Origin of the sequence: Actinomyces sp. 565 (assembly GCF_010365615.1) — a bacterium.
In the GTDB taxonomy this organism is placed as follows: domain Bacteria; phylum Actinomycetota; class Actinomycetes; order Actinomycetales; family Actinomycetaceae; genus Actinomyces.
Genome location: NZ_PIZD01000024.1, coordinates 1 through 22869 on the forward strand (window position 1 = coordinate 1; position 22869 = coordinate 22869).

General features: G+C 68.7%; 17 protein-coding genes. 9 read left to right on the plus strand and 8 right to left on the minus strand.

Features of this window, described 5'->3' with window-relative positions; translation table 11 throughout:
* Positions 1-323 precede the first annotated feature (323 nt).
* The gene (locus tag GZ997_RS04980) at positions 324-1208 is read left to right on the plus strand and encodes a Fic family protein (RefSeq protein WP_162679088.1); all 885 of its coding nucleotides are present in this window, start codon (positions 324-326) and stop codon (positions 1206-1208) included.
* A gap of 31 nt (positions 1209-1239) precedes the next feature.
* On the opposite strand, the gene GZ997_RS04985 is transcribed toward GZ997_RS04980, so the two are convergent.
* The 3 genes from GZ997_RS04985 to GZ997_RS04995 form a co-directional block, all read right to left on the minus strand.
* Positions 1240-2874, minus strand: coding sequence for a hypothetical protein (locus GZ997_RS04985; RefSeq protein WP_162679089.1), 1635 nt, complete (start codon positions 2872-2874; stop codon positions 1240-1242).
* A 188-nt stretch (positions 2875-3062) separates the two neighbouring features.
* A complete protein-coding gene (locus GZ997_RS04990) occupies positions 3063-3290 on the minus strand; it encodes a phospholipase D-like domain-containing protein (RefSeq protein ID WP_238994278.1) in 228 nt (75 codons plus the stop codon).
* Positions 3291-3309: 19 nt separating this feature from the next.
* On the minus strand, positions 3310-3684 hold the full coding sequence (locus GZ997_RS04995; RefSeq protein ID WP_203234013.1) for a hypothetical protein: 375 nt from the start codon (positions 3682-3684) through the stop codon (positions 3310-3312).
* A 216-nt stretch (positions 3685-3900) separates the two neighbouring features.
* On the opposite strand from GZ997_RS04995, the gene GZ997_RS05000 reads away from it, so the two are divergent.
* The 4 genes from GZ997_RS05000 (at position 3901) to GZ997_RS05015 (ending at position 8425) form a co-directional block, all read left to right on the plus strand.
* Positions 3901-4239 carry a hypothetical protein gene (locus GZ997_RS05000; RefSeq protein WP_162679091.1) on the plus strand — a complete coding sequence of 113 codons (339 nt, stop codon included), beginning with the start codon at positions 3901-3903 and terminating at the stop codon, positions 4237-4239.
* A gap of 97 nt (positions 4240-4336) precedes the next feature.
* Positions 4337-4756: a hypothetical protein gene (locus tag GZ997_RS05005; protein WP_161923369.1), complete on the plus strand. Its 420-nt coding sequence runs from the start codon at positions 4337-4339 to the stop codon at positions 4754-4756.
* A complete protein-coding gene (locus GZ997_RS05010; protein WP_162679092.1) occupies positions 4753-5094 on the plus strand; it encodes a transcriptional regulator in 342 nt (113 codons plus the stop codon). Before GZ997_RS05005 ends, GZ997_RS05010 begins: the two co-directional genes overlap by 4 nt.
* Before the next feature lie 769 nt (positions 5095-5863).
* Positions 5864-8425 carry a (Fe-S)-binding protein gene (locus GZ997_RS05015; protein WP_162679093.1) on the plus strand — a complete coding sequence of 854 codons (2562 nt, stop codon included), beginning with the start codon at positions 5864-5866 and terminating at the stop codon, positions 8423-8425.
* A 344-nt stretch (positions 8426-8769) separates the two neighbouring features.
* Here the strand turns inward: GZ997_RS05015 and GZ997_RS05020 are convergent, their stop codons facing one another.
* The 3 genes from GZ997_RS05020 to GZ997_RS05030 form a co-directional block, all read right to left on the minus strand.
* Positions 8770-14517 carry a DEAD/DEAH box helicase gene (locus tag GZ997_RS05020; protein WP_162679094.1) on the minus strand — a complete coding sequence of 1916 codons (5748 nt, stop codon included), beginning with the start codon at positions 14515-14517 and terminating at the stop codon, positions 8770-8772.
* Between the two features lie 130 nt (positions 14518-14647).
* Positions 14648-14938: an antitoxin gene (locus tag GZ997_RS05025; RefSeq protein WP_238994280.1), complete on the minus strand. Its 291-nt coding sequence runs from the start codon at positions 14936-14938 to the stop codon at positions 14648-14650.
* Positions 14869-15105 carry a helix-turn-helix transcriptional regulator gene (locus GZ997_RS05030; RefSeq protein WP_161923364.1) on the minus strand — a complete coding sequence of 79 codons (237 nt, stop codon included), beginning with the start codon at positions 15103-15105 and terminating at the stop codon, positions 14869-14871. The genes GZ997_RS05025 and GZ997_RS05030 overlap by 70 nt, the downstream gene beginning before the upstream one ends.
* Positions 15106-15178: 73 nt before the next feature.
* On the opposite strand from GZ997_RS05030, the gene GZ997_RS05035 reads away from it, so the two are divergent.
* The gene (locus GZ997_RS05035; protein ID WP_162679096.1) at positions 15179-17725 is read left to right on the plus strand and encodes an ATP-binding cassette domain-containing protein; all 2547 of its coding nucleotides are present in this window, start codon (positions 15179-15181) and stop codon (positions 17723-17725) included.
* A 532-nt stretch (positions 17726-18257) separates the two neighbouring features.
* Here GZ997_RS05035 and GZ997_RS05040 read toward each other — a convergent pair.
* Both GZ997_RS05040 and GZ997_RS05045 read right to left on the minus strand, forming a co-directional pair.
* Positions 18258-18500 carry a hypothetical protein gene (locus tag GZ997_RS05040; protein ID WP_162679097.1) on the minus strand — a complete coding sequence of 81 codons (243 nt, stop codon included), beginning with the start codon at positions 18498-18500 and terminating at the stop codon, positions 18258-18260.
* A gap of 26 nt (positions 18501-18526) precedes the next feature.
* Positions 18527-19486, minus strand: a complete 960-nt coding sequence (locus GZ997_RS05045) for an SPFH domain-containing protein (RefSeq protein WP_162679098.1) — start codon at positions 19484-19486, stop codon at positions 18527-18529.
* 389 nt (positions 19487-19875) lie between these two features.
* On the opposite strand from GZ997_RS05045, the gene GZ997_RS05050 reads away from it, so the two are divergent.
* From GZ997_RS05050 to GZ997_RS05060, 3 genes are all read left to right on the plus strand, one after another.
* Entirely contained in the window at positions 19876-21363 is a 1488-nt protein-coding gene (locus GZ997_RS05050; RefSeq protein ID WP_162679099.1) for a replication-associated recombination protein A, read from the plus strand.
* Positions 21364-21563: 200 nt separating this feature from the next.
* Entirely contained in the window at positions 21564-21932 is a 369-nt protein-coding gene (locus GZ997_RS05055) for a nucleotidyltransferase domain-containing protein (RefSeq protein ID WP_238994279.1), read from the plus strand.
* A complete protein-coding gene (locus GZ997_RS05060) occupies positions 21929-22306 on the plus strand; it encodes a HepT-like ribonuclease domain-containing protein (protein ID WP_162679101.1) in 378 nt (125 codons plus the stop codon). Before GZ997_RS05055 ends, GZ997_RS05060 begins: the two co-directional genes overlap by 4 nt.
* Positions 22307-22869 lie beyond the last annotated feature (563 nt).

The following is a 22869-nucleotide window of genomic DNA, read 5'->3' on the forward strand; positions in this document are numbered from 1 at the left end:
CCATCACCAACATCACCGCCACCGCCCTAGTCATACTCAACCTGAACAACAACCTCCCCTGATGAGAAAGGCTCAGTGAATCCCAGGACCTGGGTTCTGCTAGGCGAGGCCACCTCAAAATGTGAGCACCTGGCCGGATCGGCCATGCCCCCTCGTTCGCAGAGGGACTCAACCGGATCAGCCTGGAGCGTGGCACGTACGGCACAACCAGCATCAAAGGCAACACTCTGACCGAAGCCGAAGTACGCGACATCGTCGAAGGGCGAGCCAGAACTACACCGTCGCGTGCGTATCAACGCCAGGAGATCGAGAACCTAGTGTCTTTGTTCAACGACATCATTCAAGAGTGCCTGCCCGACAACGCCCCGCCGCTGTCAGCCACACGATTAAAGGATCAACACGCTCGCCTGATGGTAGGTCAGCCGGAGAACGAAGACGTTGTTCCCGGTGCGTTCCGTACGCACGATGTGCTGGTCGGACGCTACCGCGGCGCGCCACCGGAAGACTGCGAGTATCTAGTCGACTGTCTATGCGAATGGCTGAACAACGAGCTGTCCCAGTTGAGCGACGACCCCGCCCTGCGGACGCCCATGGCCTTCATACTCGCCACGCTGGCCCACCTGCATCTGACTTGGATTCACCCCTTCGGCGACGGGAACGGACGCATGTCCCGCCTGCTGGAGTTTGAGCTACTCATACGTGCTGGAGTTCCAGTACCCGCCGCCCATCTCTTGTCCGACCACTACAACAAAACCCGCGACATGTACTACTCCATCTTGGAGCAGACCAGCGTACGCCCCGATCACCCGGCAGAGGACTTTATCCACTACGCAGCACAGGGCCTTGTGGATGGTCTGCGCGAGCAGATCGTGCAAGTGCAGGAGATGCAGTTATCCATCATGTGGCAGTCCTACGTCCACGAGCGGTTCCATGGTCAGCACACTCAGGCGCGAACCAGGATGAGAGACCTCGTGCTGGCCCTGCCCGTCGGCCTTTGGACCCCAGTCGATGACGTAACAATCCTTAACCGGGGTCTAGCCGAGGCGTATCGGAGCAAGACTTCGAAGACCGTGACGCGCGACATCAACGGCCTGGTCAAGATGGGGCTGGTCGAGAAACAGCGTGGCCGCGGCGTGCGCCCCCGCGTCGAAGTCATGTCCGCATTCCTTCCTCCGCGACGCGACCCATCAGGGGAGCCAATGAGCTGATCCATTCAGTGACAGTGCTTCCGACGCGCCGTCAGCAGCGCTTGTCATTTCGACGCGTCCTCTCGACGCGTTCACCACGCAAGCGCTTTGACGGGCGCTTGCGCGACGCGGCACGGCGGAGCCCTCCGAGCCGCGCTTTCACAGCACTCTCACCCATCCCCATGAGTGCAAGTCTTCTCTCCTGCGCGCGCAGCCACACCAGCTCATCGCTACGGCGCATCACCCGACGAGCGCAAGTTACAACAATAGGATGACGGGCACCATCATAACCACACATGATCACTATCATCCACAAACAGGTCATTAGGAGATACGCAGACGCCGTTAAAATACGTACAACTAGACGCAAATCGGGCACAGCTAGGACACCCGAAAGCATGGTCAGCAACACAAGAACACCCACAATAAGACTAGACGCCACCGCAACTACCGCCAAAAAGACACCCTGACCCTTACCCCAACTACACCCCCACGCGAAAGCACGCACACAGAGGGCCAGGAAAAGCGACGACACGGTAATGATTACAGCGGCCTGCCCCCAGCGAAAAAAGACGGCGAGGAGTATTGGAACAATAAGAAGCAACAACGCCATCACCACCCACCAACACATGCGTACGGCCTTTCCCCGGCTACGAACGTGCTCCAACACTTTGTTCCGCATTAAGAGTTCATCGCCACCTGGGCAACGCACATGCCTGTTTATTACGCGAAGATACCCCTGTTCATATTCCCACCATATTGCGCGACGACGCGCTTTCACATCCTCCGTCACATAGTCGATCGCGCGCCCATAAAGCCAGATCGGAATTACAACTGACACAGCAGCAACAGACCATATGGGCCAGATCGACACCAGCACCGCAACCTTAGGCCCCTGCCGAAACGCAGCCGGGTCAGGCGTCCACAGCAAGCAGACGTATAAAGCGGGCACCCACACACAATACATAGCCAGCCAGAACAACAGCGCCCCCCTAGGCGTCCGCCATACGCTGTTCATTATCGTATCGCGCCGCCCGACCCGTTTAACAGATGCGCGGACTTGAAATCCAAACACCGCAATTATGGCACACTCGGCCGCAAGCAGTGCGGACACTAACGTCACCCCCGTTGAAACAGATCCATCCAATCCGAAAGAGCAGCGATTTAGCCCCTCCACTCCGGTAGTCACATCGGCAGCTATGCACCGCCTGCCTACCGCCCTAATCTTCGCCAATTCCGAGAGCAACAGCTCGGGAGAATTGTCGCCGTGATGGTCAATCATTACACACAACGCCCACACGCAAATACCCAGCAACCCCGGCACTGTGAGCATAGCAATGTTACCACCATGCTCCCAGACTAAGCCTCGCTCATAACGCTTGTCTCGTTTCTCCCTCGAGCCGATCCGACCGTCCTTACCCTCCTCAAGACTTGGGTCCTGCCCAAGGTCAAGAGGGACGATCGCAGAGTCATCTTTTTGCGCAGCGCGCGGGCCCCTGACCCATCTCAGGATGCGCTGTACGCGGCCGGATTGCTCAGCCCCCGTCTTATTCTCAGTACCATTCGTCGACTCGTTCTTCTGCGACTCAGGCTCCTGGTCGGCCTCTTTCTCATCGCCCTCGTTTCCGACAAGTGCCGTGGCCTGCGACTGTCTCTCATCACCACGCACGTCTTCGCGCTCGCTCATGATAGCCTCGGTTCTCGCCGGCTGGTCAGGGTCTCGGGCGGAGCCGGCGGATGCCGCCTACGTCGATGTTGCCACAGGAGTCCGACGCGAGCTACCGGCCTGCACTGAGCACTCGGGAGGACGCGCATGAAGGGCTCGAGGCGGCCCGCGCACGCGGCAGCTGGACCCGCTCGCACCCGCCCTTGCACTCAGTCGCCGACCACTCGCTCGTAGACGTGCGGCTCCAGGGCGCGCATCTGGTCCTCGATTGCGCGGGCGAGCAGCGGCTCGTCCAGGCGCAGCCCGAGTTCGACGTTCTGTTCCTCCGCGCTGCGGGACACATTCGCGCTCGTGACGACCACGATCTGGTGATCCACCACCAAGAACTTGGCGTGATTGCGCGGTCGCTTCCCGTCCTCACCGGCCCGCGTACGCATCACAATGGCACCCCTGAGCTCACGCGCGACCTGCGCGGTGGTGGGCGCCCAGGGTGTCCGGGTCGTCGAAGGCATCGGTGGAGATCGTCTCGGGCAGGCCGCGGTCCGGAACGATCGAGTTGCCGAACTCCAGCTCCCAGATGACAGTGAGTTCGTCACCCATGCGGTCCTCGGCCAGCGATTGCAGTGAGACCAGGTGCTCCAGGCCGGTGCGAGAATCGTCGGCGGGGCTGTGGGGCAGGCCCTGCTCGCGCACGTCGGTGACGGCCCAGGTGGCGCCCCGCACCTGCACAACCTGCCCGGGTTCGGGCAGGGCCGGAGCAGCATCAGTGCCGGAATCCTGGCCGGACCTTGCGGTCGCGCCCGTGGACTGGGGTGAGGTCTGCGTAGTCATCGGTGTCTGTTCATGCCGAGGTGTCCAGATATGAACGGGGCCACTGTAGCCGCGGCCACCACCACCTGCGTGCATACGAGCACCACCCAATGAGGCCGAGCCCGTTCCGAGATCCGCCACGGGTGCATCCAGGCGGGAACCCACCTCACCCTTGCGAAACAACTCGCTCTTCGATAACTACTTGCTGATCTGGAAAGTACTTGCTACAGTCACCACATGAGCACCAGACCGAGCCTCATATCCGGCCACACCGCGAGCGTCGGCCCGCGCATACCGGGCACCCCCGGCAGCGCGGGCGCCGCCCACGTCCCGTTGACCCCGCCCCTTCACTCATCCCGCGCCTCCCGCCACCATCCTGTGGTACTGGCCGGCCTGGCCATTGCCACCCTCGCGCTGCTGGCCGCCATCGCCACAGGCCTCGTCCACGGCTCCGCGGACATGTTCAGCGCCGGTGTCATAGGACTCCACGTCACGATCTCCTGTGCGGTGACCCCCTGGGTCATCACCCGCGCAGTCACGCCCACTCCCGCCACAAAGGAGACCTCCTGTGCCTGACCACGACCTCCACCCCGCCGACCCTCAGCAGACAGGCCTGGGGTCCTCGGACTCTCACTTTCACCCCTCGGGCCCCCATCCCGCCGAATTCCAGAGCGTGAGTCCCCAGCAGGCGCGCGATCTACTACGCCAGGCCGACCACCTGGGCACCGCTGCCGCCTCGGGGGCCGGGACCCCCTACGCCTTCTTCCTCATCGGCCTTGGCGCGCTCTGCTCCATGCTGGCCGTCGCCATCTACCTGGTCAGCCTCACCGACGAGAGGCTGATTCTGCTCCCCTTGACCGTCTTCCTGATCTGGCTCGGCGCGCTCATCGCCGCCATGGTCATGACCGCCCGCGCCGCCAGCCTGGGTTTCACCCGCCGCTGGCGCGTCTCCATATTCTCGTGGGTCGCCGTCTGGGGAGTGACAGCATTCGGCAGCACCGTCTTTTGGGTCGGTGAACTATGGTTCACCATCATTGCGGTCCTGGCGCTAATCGCCGTGACCGTGTGGGGCGCATTGCGGGAGGTCCGATGACAGGCCCTGCCACAGACCCCGCAGCCTCTGCCTCCGGGGACACGCCCCAGCACCCGCGCCACCAGCTTGTTGACGCGCTGATGCACCCCGTGCGCTTCTCCCTGGTAGCCGCCCTGGCCAATGTGGAGCAGGTCGACTTCCCCACGCTGCGCGACACCCTCCAAGTCAGCGACTCGGTACTCAGCCGCCAGGCCTCCCAACTGGAGCAGCTGGGAATCGTCGCCATCCGCAAGGGATACGTGGGCAAGCGGCCCCGCACCTGGATGTCCCTGACCCAGGAGGGCCGCTCACGCTGGCAGACCCACCTCGCCGCGCTCCAGGCGATCGCCGGGCCATGACCCGCTCCCCAACCAGCCCACACCTCAACGCGGCGATTATCAACCGGGGCGTGGACACCGGCGACACCGCCTACATCTGGCGTGCCGGCGGCCTCATGGCCGCCGGCCGTGTCGCTCAAGGCATCTGCGCTTGCCACCTGCCCAGCCGCACGCTTAAGGCGCCTTCACGACTCCCGCAATACCAGACTTTTCACTGAAATTCCGCCATTTCGCCCCAGGCTGCCGAATCCACCGCGGAGTCTCCCATGTGCGCCGACGTCCCCGCCGCACGCAGGAGGCCTCACAGGGCCATACACCGCCTGCTCAAAACCGCAAAATAAAGCCATTTCCGCCAACACACTCGTTTCTTGAGCGTGCGCCACACCTGCTGTGCCCCGCCGAACCAGCGCCCGTCCTCCCCGGCCACCGGCCGTGTTCGCCCCAGCACCCTCGCTGGACGCCTTCCCGTGTCCCGTCCATCGAACCAACGCCCACTCCTGTCACAGAATGCACCACTTTCGGATCGCGGCGCCATCAGGATCACGACGAAGCCGCAGGATTCCGCGATCACCGTTAGCACGAGCAGCGGTCACGGCGCTGAAAGTGGTGCATCCAATGACACCCCGCCGCCACGCCGACAGCCTCCGCCCACACCCGAGCCGCCACCAGCCCCGCCCCAGCCACCTCACCCGCGCCCCGACGCACCTTTCACCCACATCCCACTCGCATCCCAGCCGCGCCTTGGTGACGCCTGCACCCCGGCGGCCGTGCACTTGCGTAGGCTGACGCCATGAGTTGGCTGATGGGCATCCGCGTCGTGTGCACCATCATCGTCGCAGTCACGACGGTGATCGGCGTCTTCGTATTCGGCCGCGCCTGTTGCACCATCGCCAACCGCATGGGCGTGGGCCGGCCCGTCCCCCGCGAGCGCCTGCGCCCGGTGGGCCGCCGCCTGGCGCGCATGCTCGGCGAGGTCCTCGGCCACACCGCCTTCAAGGGTCGCCCCTGGATCCGGGCCGCGCACTGGCTGGTGATGGTCAGCTTCCCCCTGCTGTTCCTGACCCTGGTCACCGGCTACGGCCAGGTGCTGGCGGGCCCGCACTGGGAGCTGCCGTGGCTGGGTCAGCAGGCCTGGTGGGCGTGGGTGGTTGAGCTCATCGCCTGGCTGAGCCTGGCGGGCATCGTCCACCTGATCATGGTGCGCCGCCGCCTTACCCGCCGCCGCGCCGCCGCACCCCCCTTCAACGCCGACTCCGCCGGCGGCACCCGCACCCGCACGTCCCGCTTCGCCGGCTCCAGCCAGGGGCAGGCGCACTTCGTGGAGGCGGTCGTGGCCGGCGTGGTGATCTGCGTGTTGGTGCTGCGAATGCTGGAGCACGCCCAGCTCGCACTGTCCGCCGACCCGGCCGACGCCGCCCTGGCCCACTGGACCCACTTCCCACTGACCGCCTGGACCGGCCCGCTGTTGGCGCCGCTGGGCGCGAACACCCTGGCGGCCGCTATCACGGTGGTGGCGACCATCAAGGTCGTCATCTCCATGAGCTGGTTCGTGGTGGTGGGCCGACAGCCGTCGATGGGCGTGGCCTGGCACCGCTTCCTGGCCTTCGTGAACCTCTACGCGCGCCGCAACACCGACGGCACCAAGGCGCTCGGCCCCGCCAAGCCGCTGGCGCTGCCGGACGGCCGGCCGCTGACCGCTGACACCCTGGACGACCTCGACGCCGCCATGGAGGCCGCCGAGGAGGCGGGCACCGAGGTCAAGCTGGGCGTGGAGCGCATCGAGGACTTCACCTGGAAGGGCCTGCTGGACTTCTCCACCTGCACCGAGTGCGGCCGCTGCCAGGACCTGTGCCCGGCGTGGAACACCGGCAAGCCCCTGTCCCCCAAGCTGTTCACCCTGGCCCTGCGCGACCATCACGCCGCCGCCGCCCCCTACCTGCGGGCGGCCAGCGCGCTCGGGGTCGAGCCCGACGATGTCACCGATGAGATGCTGGCTCAGCGCCGAGGTTCCCGCGGCCCGCTCGGGCGGCTGACCGGCATGACCGACGGCCTGGAGGACGACGACGATCTGGGCCTGGCCGCGGGCAGCGCCCACACCGGTGACGTGTTGGGCGCCCTCCTGGCCGCCAAGGCCGCCCCCACTGAGACGGGCGTGGCCATGCGGCCGGCACCCCTGGCCGACGAGGTTATCCCGGCCGACGTGCTGTGGTCCTGCACCACCTGCGGGGCGTGCGTGGACCAGTGCCCGGTGGACATTGAGCACCTGGACCACATCATCGACCTGCGCCGGCAGCAGGTGCTCATGGCCTCCGCCTTCCCCAAGGAGCTGGGGCAGATGTTCCGCAAGCTGGAGTCCAAGGGCAACCCCTGGGGGCTGGCGGCGCGCAAGCGCATGGACTGGGCCAAGGGCCTGGACTTCGACGTGCCGGTAATCGGTGAGGACATCGAGTCGGCCGAAGAGGTCGACTACCTGTTCTGGGTGGGCTGCGCGGGCGCCTACGAGGACCGGGCGAAGAAGACGACGCGGGCGGTCGCCGAGCTGCTGCACACCGCGGGGGTGTCCTTCGCGGTCCTGGGCGACGGCGAGGCCTGCACCGGCGACCCGGCCCGCCGCGCCGGCAATGAAATCCTGTTCCAGACGCTGGCGGCGCAGAACGTCGAGGCGCTCAATGAGGTCGGCGCGCAGAAGATCGTGGTGACCTGCGCCCACTGCTTCAACACGCTGGCCCGCGAGTATCCGCAGGTTGGAGGGCACTACGAGGTGGTGCACTACACGCAGCTGCTCAGCCGGCTGGTGCGCGAGGGGCGGCTGCGCCCGGCCCCGCCGCAGACGGCGAAGCCCGCCGCAGAGGCTGGGGTCGGCGGCGCTCCGGGGGAGGGCGTCGAAGGCGTGGCGGGGCTGGCGGGAGCGGCCCGAGGCACGAGGGCCGCGGATGGTAGCCGAGACACCCTCCCGCGGGACGCCGCCCCATCCCCTACTGCCCCGACCGTCACCTACCACGACGCCTGCTACCTGGGCCGCCACAACCGCATCTACTCCCCGCCGCGTGAACTGCTGGAGGCGACCGGCGCCACCACCGTGGAGATGCCGCGCAGCCGGGACCGCGGTTTCTGCTGTGGCGGCGGCGGGGCGCGGGCCTTCATGGAGGAGTCGATCGGCACGCGCATCGCGGTGGAGCGCTCGCGGGAGGCCATTGGCACCGGCGCACAGGTGGTCGCCACGGCCTGCCCGTTCTGCACCACGATGCTCTCCGACGGCGTCGCCTCCGAGGGCGCCGACGTGCGCGTCACGGACGTAGCCACCCTCATGCTGGAGGCCGTCCACCGCGGCCAGCAGCCGACCCCCGTGTGAGGACCCGTCGGCCGGGGATGCGGCGGCAGTGCCGTCCACTCCTCCGGCCCGACGACGCCCTCTCACACCCGAACACGGCCACCACACCGCAACCGCCGGCCCGAACCACCACAGCCGCGAACACGAAGAACTCGTTTACTACGCCAGTTCAACGTCTGCTACGCCCTTTAGGCGTTTGCTGAAGGCCTCAGAACCCTTCAGCAAACCCCTAACTGGCGTTCCCAACACCGAAGTGGCGTAGCAGAGAACGCCCCGGCGTCGGCGGGGTCCTCCGGCCAGCCTGTTCCCGGCCGGACGGGTGAGTCGAGAAGGGCTCCGGTCAGCGGGCACGGGTCGGGCACGGCTCACCTCCGGTAGGGGTCGATGTGCAGGCGCATGCCGCGCGGGTCACGCACCAGCCCAGCCGTCTGAAGCAGGTCGCCGACCACCCGGTCGAGTGCGGAGATGCCGTTGAGCGTCTCCACCACGCGTTTGCCCGGGCGGGCAGTGTCTCGCAACGCGGCGCGGGTCTCGGCGGCGACGACGGCGGTCAGCGCACGTTCCAACTCCGCCGTCTCGGTGGTGTAGCAGGTCAGGGCGCGCAGCCGCTCGGCCGCATGCAGCACCGGCCGCCCGCCGATCAGGACGACGCGTGCACCCTGCCGCGCGGCCGGGCGCGGCAACTCGCCGGCATCTGGGGCGCCTGCGATATCCGTGGCCCGTGCCGCCAACTCGGGCGGCAGTGCCGGCTCGGGCCAGGGGACGACGCCGCCCACGAGGCAAGCGGGATCCTTCAGGTCCAGGACCACCGGCGGCTCGGGGCGGGCGGTAGTCGGGGTTTCCGGCTCCCGCCCGGACGTGGGCTCGGTCGACGCAGCAGCGGCGGACACGCCGAGGCCGTCGGCCACCTCGGAGCGCCCGTTGCCGACAGCACCCGTATCCCGCACGGCCAGGGCGCGCAGCCGGTCGACGGTCTCTCGGTCGGCGAACTGACTCGGCCCGAGCCCTTCGACAAATGCTCCGCGCGCCACCACGCCGGCATCCTCCATGCGGCGCAGTACCGGCAGCAGCGGGCCGATGCCTCCCGGCACTCCGGCGGCGAGCGCCGTGTCCCGGCCGACGACGCCGTAGCGGTCGAGCAGGGATTCGACGTCGGCGACGGCCTGCTCCTCGGCCGTGGCCTGCGGTGGGGAGAGTCGGCGCCAGGAGGCGGTCGCGAGCGCTGCGGCGAGTGCCGGGTCGTGGGAGGTCGTGGTGCTGCCGACGGTGGGAGCGCGGCCACCGGTCGAGGCCGATGGCCGCGGGGCGTCCGAGCTTGGCGTTGATGCCGCGGGCAGCGTCGGCGGTGGCGAGCCCGCGGCTCCCGCAGGGCGAGCGCGGCCGGTGTAGTAGCCGGTGCGGTATCCGCCGTAACGGCGGGCGCGACGACTGCGCACCCGCCGGGGCGGGGCGGCGGTCGGCCGCGGCTGGAGGAGCGCACGCACCGGCGCGAAGGACTCGGCCGTGAGCCGCCCGGCGAGCACCAGTCCCCACTGCTCCTGCACCGCCAGCTCGTCCCTGCCCACGGGATCACCGACCATGGGGGCCAGCGGGGAGTCTGAGGGGAAGAAGGCGATCTCGCCCAGCGCGGCACCACCCCGGCCCGGGGCCGGCAGGTCGCGGGGCGCCGGCGGGGGAATGGCCGTCGCCGACGGCCTCGGGGAGGACCCGGCGGAGGGCGTCGCAGAGTCCGCCGCCCCGGCATCCGCTTCGGCCCACCGCCCGGCCCCGGCTCCGTCCGGTGTCCGGCAGACCCAGACCACCTCCCCGGAGCCGATGAGCTCATCCAGCATGGCGGGACGGTAGTCGGCGACCCGGGTTGGGAAGACCACCGCCTCCCACAGTCCGGCCGGCAGCCATACGCCCTCCAGGGCGGCAATCGCCTCCGCGAGCGCCTCCACGCCGTGTCCGGGCGCGACGCCGACGCCGATTTCACCGCTGCCGGCGGCGGTACCGGGGGCTGCCCGCGACCCCGCCGCCACTGGTACGGCGCCCGCCTCCTCCGCACGCGCAGTAATGCCGGCGCGTTCCAGCACGAGCCGCTGCAGGGCCGCGGCCGGCACCGGCTTCACGGCGGCGCGTGCCTTGGCCAGTGAACGGTTGCGCACCCTGGTGAACACGCCGGGCGCCATCCAGCGGGCCTGATCGCCGCCGCCCAGGCGCATGAGGGCGCCCTCGTCGACCAGCGCCTGCAGTACCTCAATGGCCACAGCCGGGCCCAGCCCGAAGGCCTTCGCCGTAGCCTCAACAGTCACCGCGGCGTGGGTGCGGGCGTAGCGCAGCAACAGGTCGGCCAGTGGTGTGCGGGGCACGGTGATGGGGCTCGGCGAAATGTCGGCCGCATCCGGCCCGCCCAGGGCTGCGCAGGCATCAGCGCGCGCTCCCGCGGCGAGGGATGCATCCGCATCGCCCTGGCGTTGCGCCCAGTCGGGCACCGCCACGCCGAGGGCACTGCGCAGCATCGCCGCGTCCTCCGCGCGGGCCCAGCACTCGCGCCCACCCACGCGCACGGGGAAGGCGCGCCGCGCCCGTTCCAGTTCCGCGAGCCCGGCGCGCACGCCGGCGTCATCGTCGGCCCGGCAGCGTGCCACGAGCTCGCCGACCGAAAGCGGGCCCAGCTCGCGCAGCAGGTCGGCCAGCCCCTCGGCGTCGACGCGCACCCGCCGCCCGGGGGCCAGGCGCTGCAGCTCGGAGTCGACCCGCGCCATGACCTCCTTATCCAGCAGGTCGGCGATGCCGCCGTCCCCAATGAGCTCGGCGACGACGTCGGGGTCCAGGGAGAGCAGCCGGGCGCGACGCTCGGCATGCGGCAGGTCCTCCTGGTACAGGAAGGCGCCGGTGTAGCCGAACAGCAGCGGGCCGGCGAAGGGCGACGGCGTTTGCGTGACCGCCTCCACCAGGGTGGCCGTGCCCGCGGCAAGGCGCTCCATGAGGCCGCGCAGCGCGGGCATATCCCAGACGTCCTGGAGGCATTCGCGCGCCGCCTCCACCGACACGGGGAAGCCCGGAAACTGGCGGGAGGCCTCCAACAGTTGACCGGCCTTCATGCGTTGCAGCCACAGCGGGGCGCGGCGGCCGGGGTGGGAGGCCGGCATGAGCAGGGCGCGAGCGGCACATTCGCGGAAGCGGGCGGCGAATACCGCCGTCTGGTCGACGCGGCTGCGCACCAGCTGCTCGATCTGCGCGGCGTCGAAGGTGAACAGCTCCGCGCCCGGCGGGCGGTCGGTGGGCGGGGTCTGCAGCACCATGCCGTCGTCGGCGGTGACAATCTGCGGGTCGATCCCCAGCATGCGGCGGGCCCGCTCCTTGACGGCCATGGCCCAGGGCTCGTGCACGCGACGCCCGAAGGGGCTGTGCAGGATCAGCCGCCAGCTGCCGTTCTCGTCCCGGCAGCGCTCCAGCACCAGGGTGGTGTCGGAGGGGACGACGCCGGTCGCCGCCCGCTGCTCGCGCAGCAGCGCCACCAGATTCGCTCGGGCGCTCGCATCCAGGCCGACGCGCTCCAGGCGCTGCGTCAGGGCCGGTTCCGGCGCCTCGGCGAGGCCGCCGTCGCCGAGGACCGCGGCGGCCTGGCGCAGGAAGGCGCCCTTGGCGGCACCGGTGGCCGCCGGGCGGCCCGCCCCCTCGCCGTGCCAGAACGGCAGGCGGGCGCTGCGGCCGGGGGCCGGGTCGACGATTACGCGGTCGGGCTCGATCTGGCGGATGCGCCAGGAGGCGGTGCCCAGGGTGATCACGTCCCCCACGCTGGACTCGTTGACCATCTCCTCGTCCAGTTCCCCCACGCGGCGGCGGCCGGCGGCGGCGTCACCCTCCGGCAGCATCACCGGATACAGGCCGCGGTCGGGGATGGTGCCGGAGGCGGCGACGGCGAGCCGCTGCGCGCCGGGCCGGGCGGTGAGCGCCCCGGTGGCGCGGTCCCAAACGATCCGCGGGACCAGGTCGGCGAGGCCGGCCGAGGCGTAGCCGCCGGCGAGCAGGTTCAGGACCGCGTCGAATGCGCTGCGCGGCAGGGTCGCGTAGGGAGCGGCGCGGGTGACGGTGGCGTACCAGTCGTCGGCTTTGCGGTCCTCGACGGCGACGGCGGCCACGGTCTGCTGGGCGAGCACGTCCAGGGCGTTGGGCACCAGGGCGGTGTGCTCGATGCTGCCGGCGCGCATTCCCTCGGCGACGACGGTGGCGTCCACGAGCTGAGTGCGTTGGATGGGGTAGATAATCCCGCGGGGCCTCCCGCCGACGCGGTGCTCGGCCCGGCCCACGCGCTGCAATCCGGCGGCGACCGACGGCGGGGGCGCCACCTGGAGGACCAGGTCGATGGCACCCATGTCGATGCCGAGTTCCAGGGAGGCGGTCGCCACCACGCAGCGCAGCCGGCCGGACTTGAGTTCCTCCTCCACCTCGCGGCGCTGCTCCTTGGAGACGGAGCCGTGGTGCGCCTTGGCGATCACGGGCGCCCCCGCGGGCAGGGGCTGGGTGTGCTGGGAGGCCCCCATCTCCCAGGACTCGTGGTGGCGGACCGGCTCACCCATGGCGGGCAGGTTGGAGTCCATCAGGACCGCGGCGTCGGCCAGGTAGCCGGATTCGCCCCTGGTGGGCGAGTCGGGAAGGTCGGCTGCGACGTCCGGGGCTTGCGGGGCGGCTACGTCGGCGGTGACGGCGTCCTCCGCGACGGCCGGGGCTTCGGCGGCCGGTGAGCCTGGGGCGGTGGCCTGGTCTCCTACCGCCAGGGCGGATGCGGCGCCGCGCTCCGCCAGGTAGGCGGCGTAGTCCTCGTTCAGGTGGGCGGTGAGGCGTTCGCAGGCGCCCCGGGAGTTGACGAATACGAGCGTGGTGCGGTGAGCGAGGATCTGCTCCAGCAGCGCGTGCTCGATATGCGGCCAGATGGAGGCCGTCATGCGGGCCGGGGCGCCCGCACCGGTGTCGCGTTTACCGACGGATGCCGCATCCGCATCAAGTCCTTCGGTAGTGGCCTGCCCGGCAGTCGGCGCACCGGCGGAGACGTCGGCGGCGAGCGCGTTCAGGCCTCCGAAGGCCCGGCCGGTCATGGCGGCCCGCAGCGCCCTGTCGCTGCGCCAGACCTGCCTTCCGCTTCTGCCGCCGGTGCCGGAACCCGCAGGCGTACCGGCAAGACGGCCACCGGCGCCTATCCCCTCCCCCGCCGTCCCGCCGCGGTGGGGCGTGCCCCGCAGTGCCCGCTCGCGGCGGTCCCAGGTGGCCGGCACACGCGCCATATCCGCCACGGGCACGGCGACGGTCACGTCGGGAGTGGCGTGGGCGTCGTCGTCGGCGATGAGGGTCACCGGGTGGATGCCGCCCAGGAAGCGGGCGATCTCCGCGCGCGGGCGCACCGTCGCGGACAGGCCGATGCGTTGGGCGGGGCGGGGCAGGAGCTCGTCGAGGCGCTCCAGCGATAGGGCCAGGTGGGTGCCGCGCTTCTGGCCGGCGAAGGAGTGGATCTCGTCGACGATGACGGTCTCGACGCTGCGCAGCGTCTCGCGCACGGCGCTGGTGAGCATCAGGTACAGCGACTCGGGAGTGGTGATGAGGATGTCCGGCGGGCGGGTGCGCAGGCGGCGGCGCTCGGCCGGGGTGGTGTCGCCTGTGCGCATGCCCACCGTGATGGGGGCGACGGGCTCGGCCAGGTCTTCGGCGGCCGCGGTGATGCCGGCCAGGGGGCGGCGCAGGTTGCGCTCCACGTCGGCGCCGAGGGCCTTCAGCGGGGAGATGTACAGGACCCGCACGCCGCGCCCGCGCGGCTGCCGCGTGCGACGGCGCTCGGCTGGTACGGCGCCGTCCGGGGCGGCGTCGGCCGGGGTAGCGCCAGCCGGGGTAGCGCCAGCCGGGGCGGGCTCATCGCCCTGGGCCACCTGCGCCGCGGGCCGGGCGAGGCGGTCAATGGCGGACAGGAAGGCCGCCAGGGTCTTTCCGGAGCCGGTGGGGGCGATGACAAGGGCGTTCTCGCCGCGGCCAATGGCCGCCCAGGCGCGCCGCTGGACCGGCGTCGGCCCGGCCGGGAAGGCGGCGTCAAACCAGGCGCGCGTGGCGGGAGCGAAGGCATCTGGCAGCGTCGGCAACATCGGAGCCAGGATAGGCGCGACCACCGACATTAACCGGTCCCGTTTCGGCTCGCACCCCGCAGCCGTCTCGGACGGCGGTGGCGGACAGCTCTGGGTCGAGCGGAGCGGCGCCCCACGAGCCATTCGCCCGTCAGCGGTCCTCCCGCCCTGCCGACTCCTCGGTCAGGCGGTCCAGAATCTCCGGTACCCGCTGCGTCACCGCAGCCCAGAACAGGTCGTCATTCATGGATCGGTAACCCGTGTTGCCCGCAATGTTCCGCGTCGTGCTAATCGCCAGCCGCTCCTCGCGAGTGACGGCCGTTAGATACGGCACGAACTCGGGGCGCTCGAACAGTGCCGCCAGCCGAATGATCACCATTGATGCGACGTCATAGGCGTCCGAGCCGCCATGGAACGAGTCTCGCGAGGTGCCGGAAACCATGTGCGTTCCAGCATTTCGTCGGATACGGGGCGCCTGCCCGACTCCATCTGGGCCAGACTCGGCTGCCGCAGGCCAGCGCGTTCGGCCAACTGAGTCTGCGTCAACCCCACGTCACGTCGTGCGGCACGGATGAGCTCGGGCGCCGCATTGGTATCGAAGCGCCTCATGCACCAAGCATCGAGCAGGGATGCTAAAGCGATGGAGGTGTTTGTGTCGGCGACTCAACGTAGCGTGAGCCCCATGTCCGCCACCGCCCCCACCGGCACCGCTCGGTCCAGCCCCACCACCATCAGTGTGCGCGGCGCCCGCGTCCACAACCTGAAGAACATCGACGTCGAGGTGCCGCTCGGGAAGCTGGTGGCCATCGCCGGCGTATCCGGCTCGGGCAAGTCCTCCCTGGCACTGGGGGTGCTCTACGCGGAGGGTTCCCGGCGCTACCTGGAGGCGCTGTCCACCTACACGCGCCGTCGGATCACCCAGGCGGGCCGTGCGGACGTGGACGAGGTCCGGCATGTGCCCGCGGCCCTGGCCCTGCACCAGCGGCCGGCCATCCCCGGCGTGCGCTCCACCTTCGGCACGGCCTCGGAGCTGCTCAACAGCCTGCGGCTGATGTTCTCCCGACTCGGCAGCCACTGCTGCCCCAATGGGCACCCCTGCCCGCCGAGCATGGACGTCGCCCTGGTGGTGCCGACCGAGTGCCCCGTTTGCGGGGAGGAGTTCTTCGGCCCCGGCGCGGAGGCGATGGCCTTCAACTCCGAGGGCGCGTGCCCCACCTGCTCGGGCACGGGCACGGTGCGGACGGTGGACGAGTCGACCCTGGTGCCCGACGAGTCGCTGACCATCGACGAGGGCGCCGTCGCCCCCTGGCAGAACCTGATGTGGTCGCTCATGAAGGACATCGTCCGGGAGATGGGCGTGCGCACGGATGTCCCGTTCCGGGAACTGACGGAGCAGGAGCGGGAGCTCGTGTTCCACGGCCCCGCCGAGAAGCGGCATTTCCTGTACGTCAACGAGAAGACCAACACGGCCGCCGAGATGGACTTCACCTACTACAGCGCGGTGCACACCGTGGAGAACGCACTGTCCAAGGTCAAGGATGAGAAGGGCATGAAACGCGTGGAGAAGTATCTCCACGCGGCCGACTGCCCGGACTGCGGCGGCACCCGCCTGAGTCCCAAGGTGCTCTCCACCACGCTGGCGGGCAGGAACTTGGGGCAGGCCACCGCCATGACGCTGGACGCGCTGGTTCCCTGGGTGCGGGGCCTTCCCGCCACCCTGCCCGAGGACATGCGGCCGATGGCGGACAGCATCATCACCTCCTTCCTGGACAACGCCAGGCGCCTGAACGACCTCGGCCTGGGTTATCTCGCGCTCGACCGCGCCAGCAGCACGCTGTCCACCGGTGAGCGGCAGCGGGTCCAGCTCGCCCGCGCGGTGCGCAACGAGACCACGGGCGTGCTTTACGTGCTCGACGAGCCCAGCATCGGCCTGCACCCGTCGAATATCGACGGCCTGATGGAGGTCGTGGACAGTCTGATCGCCGACGGCAACTCGGTGGTGCTCGTCGACCACGATGTGCGCGTCCTCAGGCGGGCGGACCACATGATCGAAATGGGTCCCCTGGCCGGAAGCCAGGGCGGCACCGTCATCGCCCAGGGCAGCATCGACGAGGTCTCCCGCAACCCGCGCTCGAAGATCGCTCCCTTCCTGGCCGAGGGTGCGGAGCTGCTGAGCCGACGCCGTACCGACCGTTCCGAGATGTTCGACCTGGGGACGATCCTCCTGGAGACCGCCCCCATACACACGGTCCACGCCTTGAACGTGGAGGTGCCGAGGGGACGGTTGACCACGGTCACCGGCGTGTCCGGCTCCGGCAAGACCACCATGGTGCTGGAGAGTCTGATCCCCGGGCTCCGGGCCCGGTGCGAGGGGCAGGCACTGCCCGCTCACGTCAGGCGCATCGAAGCCGAGGGCATTCGCAGGGCGAACCTGATCGACGCCTCACCCATCGGCACCAACATCCGCTCAACCGTCGCCACCTACAGCGGCATACTCGACCATCTTCGAAAGACCTTCGCCGGCACGGATGACGCCAAGGCGCGGGGCCTGAAGGTCGGCGCGTTCTCCTACAACACCGGCTCACTGCGCTGCCCCACCTGCGACGGCACCGGGCAGATCTCCCTAGACGTGCAGTTCCTGCCGGATGTGACCATCACCTGCCCGGACTGCGGTGGACAGCGCTACGGCGAAGACGCCGAGGAGATCCTCTGGACGCCGCGACACTCCAAGGAGTCTTACTCGCTGCCGCAGCTGATGGGCATGGACGTCAGCGAGGCCCTGGAGGTGTTCACGGGCAGTAAGAAGATCCACGAGCGGCTCTCCGTCCTGGATGATCTCGGACTCGGGTACCTGACGCTCGGGGAGGACACTCCCGCGCTCTCCGGTGGTGAGGCCCAACGCCTCAAGCTCGCCAGCGAAATGGGCAGGCGGCAGGAGGATGCGGTGTTTGTGTTCGACGAGCCGACGATCGGCCTGCACCCCCTGGATGTGCAGGAGCTGCTGGACGTGTTCGACCGGCTCGTCGGAGCCGGCGCGACGGTCGTGGTGATCGAGCACGATTTGGACGTGATCGTGAACTCCGACTACGTCATCGACATGGGGCCCGGGGGCGGCGAGGCGGGTGGCCGCGTGGTCGCCGCCGACACTCCGGAGCAGCTGGTCGCCGACCCGGCTTCGATCACGGGGCGCTACTTGGCGGAGCATCTGGCTCAAGACGACGGGCGCTGACTGCCAATGGACTATCACAGCTTCTCGTCCGGCTTCCGTCTTCGCGGCGTCGAACTGCCACCCGGAGGCCCCGACTACGAGCTCGGCAAGGAATTCGGTTCCTATATGGAGACGTATCCGGTACCAGGTGACGCACCTGGGTCAGGCCTTGCCCCACTGTCCGCCCGGCGGTCTGCGAACCGGCTGTCCGGAGACACGGTGTCAAAATCGATGACAAACGACCACCGATGCCCGCCAGCCCCGATCCGGCACCCGCATGATTCCAGCGATTCGTCCGCAGTCACCGACGCCGCCGGACCCGTTTGTCATAGATCCGGACACCCATGATTCCGGTACCCCCGACCACGCATCCGGGCTGCGCCCCGCCAGTCGACTGCTATGACCTCCACAAAGCGGCGGTCCTCCTCAGCGAGAGCCGTTGGGATACGCGCATCGAGTGTGGCACAGCTCCGGCACGCCACGAGAGTCCGCTTCGGCCCCGTTGCCGCGCTCGACTGCGCTGTCGCTCCACCGGTCGAGCCCACGCGCGCCGTCAATCCTCGACGCCGGCCTCCTCGGCACCGCCATCGCCGGCGTCGGCATCCTTCCGGGGCCGACCCCTCCCCCGCATGGGTGCGGCCTTGACTCCCCGACCGGCGTCGTCGAGGGCGCGCCGCAGGATGATCTCGATCTGCGCATTGACCGAGCGCAGGTCGTCGGCGGCCCACTTGGCGATGGCCGCGTGGACCGCCGGGTCGAGCCGCAGCAGGACCTGCTTGCGCTTACCGCCCGTCATCGGCGCCCTCCGTCACCGAGCCGACCTCAGGCGTACAGGGAGCCGGTGTTGACGACGGGCTGGGTGCGCTGGTCGGAGCAGAGCACCACCAGCAGGTTGGAGACCATCTGGGCGCGGCGTTCGTCGTCCATGGAGACGATGTCGTCGGCCTCCAACCGCTTGAGGGCCTGATCCACCATGGTGACCGCACCCTCGACGATCTGCTCGCGCGCGGCAATGACGGCGCCGGCCTGCTGCCGCTGCAGCATCGCCTGGGCGATCTCCGGCGCGTAGGCGAGGGAGGAGATGCGCACTTCGATGATCTCCAGTCCGGCGATCGCCACGCGCGCGGCCACCTCCTCGGCCAGCTCGGCGGAGACCAGGTCGGTGCCGCCACGCAGGGAGGTCTCGCCGGGGCCGGGCTCGTCGTAGGGGTGGGTGGTGGCCACGTGCCGCAGTGCCGACTCCGCCTGCGCCTTGATGAAGGCCTCGTACTCCTCGACCGCGAAGACCGCCCGGGCCGTGTCGGCCACCTGCCAGACGACAATGGCCGCGATCTCCACGGGGTTGCCATCAAGGTCGTTGACCTTGATCTCATTGGTCTCGAAGTTGTGGACCTTGATGGATACCTTCTTGCCGGACGTCAGCGGCGGCACCAGGACCAGGCCGGTACGGCGCACGGTGCCGATGTAGCGGCCGAAGAACTGGCGCACGCTGGTCTGCCCGGGGGAGACGATGGTGAAGGAGGTGAACAGCAGCAGCGGGATGATCAGGCCCACCGCACCTACGCCCAGACGCAGCACCCCACCTGAATTGCCTTGGTCCACGGCGATAGCGCCTGCAACAAAGACCGCGACAGACAGGCCGAACAGCCCCAGCAGCAGGAGCAGCACCAGGAACGCCACACCGGATCCGGAACTGGCGGCGGAACGCTCCACAATGTCCACTCGTCCCTTAACGGCACTGGACTCCTGCTGGGCGGTGGGGACGCGGGGCTCCGTGGACATGATGACTCCAGTTCTTGCCGCTGCGGCGGAGGCGACACCCTCCAGACACCCGCGACAGCTATAGCAATATGATAGCTATTTTTCGGTCAGCGGCAAGCCCCTTCCCGTACTGCCACCCACCCGCAGGCCCACACCTGTCACCAGATGCACCACTTTCAATCGCATCGCGCGCACCACACTGTCAGAAACAGCCAGATTCCACAGAATCACCGAGCACTCGCCCCCGGACACGTCCCTAAAGTGGTGCATTCAGTGCCACCTTGGCCAAGCCCGCGCCCCGGATCCGTGCTCCTACAACGGCGAACAGGGTGCGGGCAGCGCCACCACCTGGCAGACGCCGCAGTAGCCGCGCGCAGACGGTGTCGGGGGTCACCCCGTAGCCTGGAGCTATGAGTACGGAGGACGCCCCCTCGCTCTTCGACGCCGCGGCCGATGCCGGCGGCCCGATCATCGACGATCCCACCCGGCCGCTGGCGGACCGACTGCGGCCGCGTGCGCTCAACGAGGTAGTCGGTCAGCACCATCTGCTGGCCGCGGACGCCCCGCTGGGACGAATGGCGGCCGCCGGACGCCTGGCCTCGATCATCCTGTGGGGCCCGCCCGGCTGCGGCAAGACCACCATCGCCCGGCTGCTGGCGGACCGCACCGGCCTGGTGTTCGAGCAGGTCTCGGCCACCTTCTCCGGCGTAGCCGACCTGCGCAAGGTGTTTGCCGCAGCGGCACGTCGCCGCGAGGTCGGCGAGGGGACGCTGCTGTTCGTCGACGAGATCCACCGCTTCAACCGCGCCCAGCAGGACTCCTTCCTGCCGTACGTGGAGGACGGCACCGTGGTGCTCGTGGGCGCCACCACCGAGAACCCCAGCTTCGAGCTCAACGGGGCGCTTCTGTCCCGCTGCCAGGTTCTGGTGCTGCACCGGCTCGACGACGCCGCCCTCGCCGAGCTCCTCACCCGCGCCGAGGCGCTGCTCGGGCGCCGGCTCCCCCTAACCGACGGCGCCCGCCGCGCGCTGTTGACCATGGCCGACGGCGACGGCCGCTACCTGCTGGGCATGGTCGAGCAGGTCATCGGCTATGCGGATTCCCAGGGGGTGACGGGCTCACAGGAGAGCAGCGGTACCAGCCCAGCCGCGACCGCACCCGCTGGTCGATCTGCGAGCACTGAGCTGGCCGCGGCCGAGGACTCCGCCATACGCGCAGGCGCCGCTACCACCGGGCCGGTTGACCTGAATGAGGAGGACCTGGCCGCCGTCGTCGCCTCCCGCGCGCCCCTGTATGACAAGTCCTCCGAGGAGCACTACAACCTCATTTCCGCACTCCACAAGTCCATGCGCGGCTCCGACCCGGACGCCGCCCTGTACTGGCTGGCGCGCATGCTCGCCGGCGGGGAGGACCCACTGTATGTCGTGCGGCGCCTGGTGCGCTTCGCCTCCGAGGACGTGGGCATGGCCGATCCCGGCGCGCTGCAGATGACTCTGGCCGCGTGGGACGCCTACGAGCGGCTGGGCTCCCCGGAGGGTGAGCTGGCCATCGCCCAGGCGGTCGTCTACCTGGCGACGGCGCCGAAGTCGATCAGTGTCTACCGGGCCCTGGGGCGGGCGACGAAGCTGGCGCGGCAAACCGGCTCGCTCATGCCGCCGGCGCACATCCTGAACGCGCCGACCCGCCTGATGAAAGAGCTGGGTTACGGCGAGGGCTACCAGTATGACCCGGACACCCCGGAGGGATTCTCCGGCGCCGACTACATGCCCGCGGACCTCCCGCCCCGTGAGCAGCGCGAGCGCCTGTACGAGCCCACCGACCACGGCCACGAACGGCGCATCCGCGAGCGACTGGCCTACTGGGACGACCTGCGCGCCAAGCTGCGCTCAGACGACTGACGCCTCACCAACCGCCGTGCGGACGCGATCAGGTCACACGCAGTCGACTTACCTTCTGATATAAGAATTGCTATACTCTAGTCATGTCGGCGCCCTCTCATGCCTCCGAGCTCGCAACAATCGCCCGGAAAACCGACGAGACCGTACGCGAGGCTCGCGCACGTCTCGTCTCTGCAGTACGTGCCGCCCATCGCGCAGGCATGACGCAAACCGAGATTGCCAACCAAATCGGTCGTTCTCAACCCGAGGTGTCGCGCCTCCTCCGCTTTCATGGCACAACCCCGCTTGCTCGTCGGTTACGCAAACACCGCACGGAGGTCATCAACTGCATCAAAGAGGCGGGTGGATCCCACGTAAGAGTCTTCGGATCCGTTGCCAGCGGCGCAGAACATGAAGGCTCAGACACCGACCTGCTTTTCCACATGGATCGAGTCATGAGCCTCATGGAACTGGCGCAGCTTGAGGCACGCCTTGAAGGCATCCTCGGAACCGGGGTTGACGTCGTCCCTGACTCCGCCATAGCCCCGTATATGCGCGATCGGGTCCTACAACAGGCGGTTCCCCTATGAGCCCAACAAGCCGGACACCGCTTGAGCTCATTGACGAGGCTCTCCACCACCTTGAGCTCGCCCAGTCCTACGCACAGCGCGACCTCACAGACCCGATGACGCTCGATGCGATATCGCTTCGGCTGGCAGCAGGCATCGAAGCACTCGGCTCACTCCCGCCCCATATTCGAGACGAGGCTAACAAGGGCGAGTGGCACGTTCTCAGGGGGATGCGCAATCGCATTGCGCATGGCTACCTGGAGGTTGATCCCAAGATTGTGGCCGCAACCGCCCGACGCGATCTCCCGATACTCGTCACTGCTCTTACCTCCCTGCGTCAGCGCCTCATCAAGGACCGCGCTACCTGCAGGCAGGCCACCAACAACGCGGGTTAGCCAGACCGTGGCCGTGTTTTCGTTTGCAACGCCAGTTAGCGGTCCGCCGTGTACTTCAAAGGCCTTCAGAAAACCCTTAACTGGCTCTTCCGGTTTGAGGGTGTGGTGGTTGGGGTCGGTGGGCGCCGATCTGGCGAGTACGACCTCGTCATCCCCATGCCCTCCGCGTTCGGGAGGGTTTGGGGCTGATAAAGGACGTTCTCGCCGAACCAGGGATGTTCTCGGGCTGGCGGTGTTGGCTCGCGGGGACGATTCGTTAGGGCCGGTGAGATCATCAGGGCGCCGGACCGGGGACCGCGACCGTTGACGACGCCCGCCGGTGATCTTGGTGCCCAACTCGGCACGCCGCCCGGGCGCAGACATGACCGCCCGGGCGCGGACCTGGCGGTTCGCCCGGGCGCACCGGGTGACGGTTCGGCACTTCGCGCGACGGTTCGGCACTTTGCATCAACGCTTCGGCACTTCCAACGACGGTACGTACCGCCGGGTGCCTGTGCTGTCTCCACACTTCTGGGACGGTTGAGTCTCATGACTTCTGGGACGGTTGAGTCTCATGGGTTTTG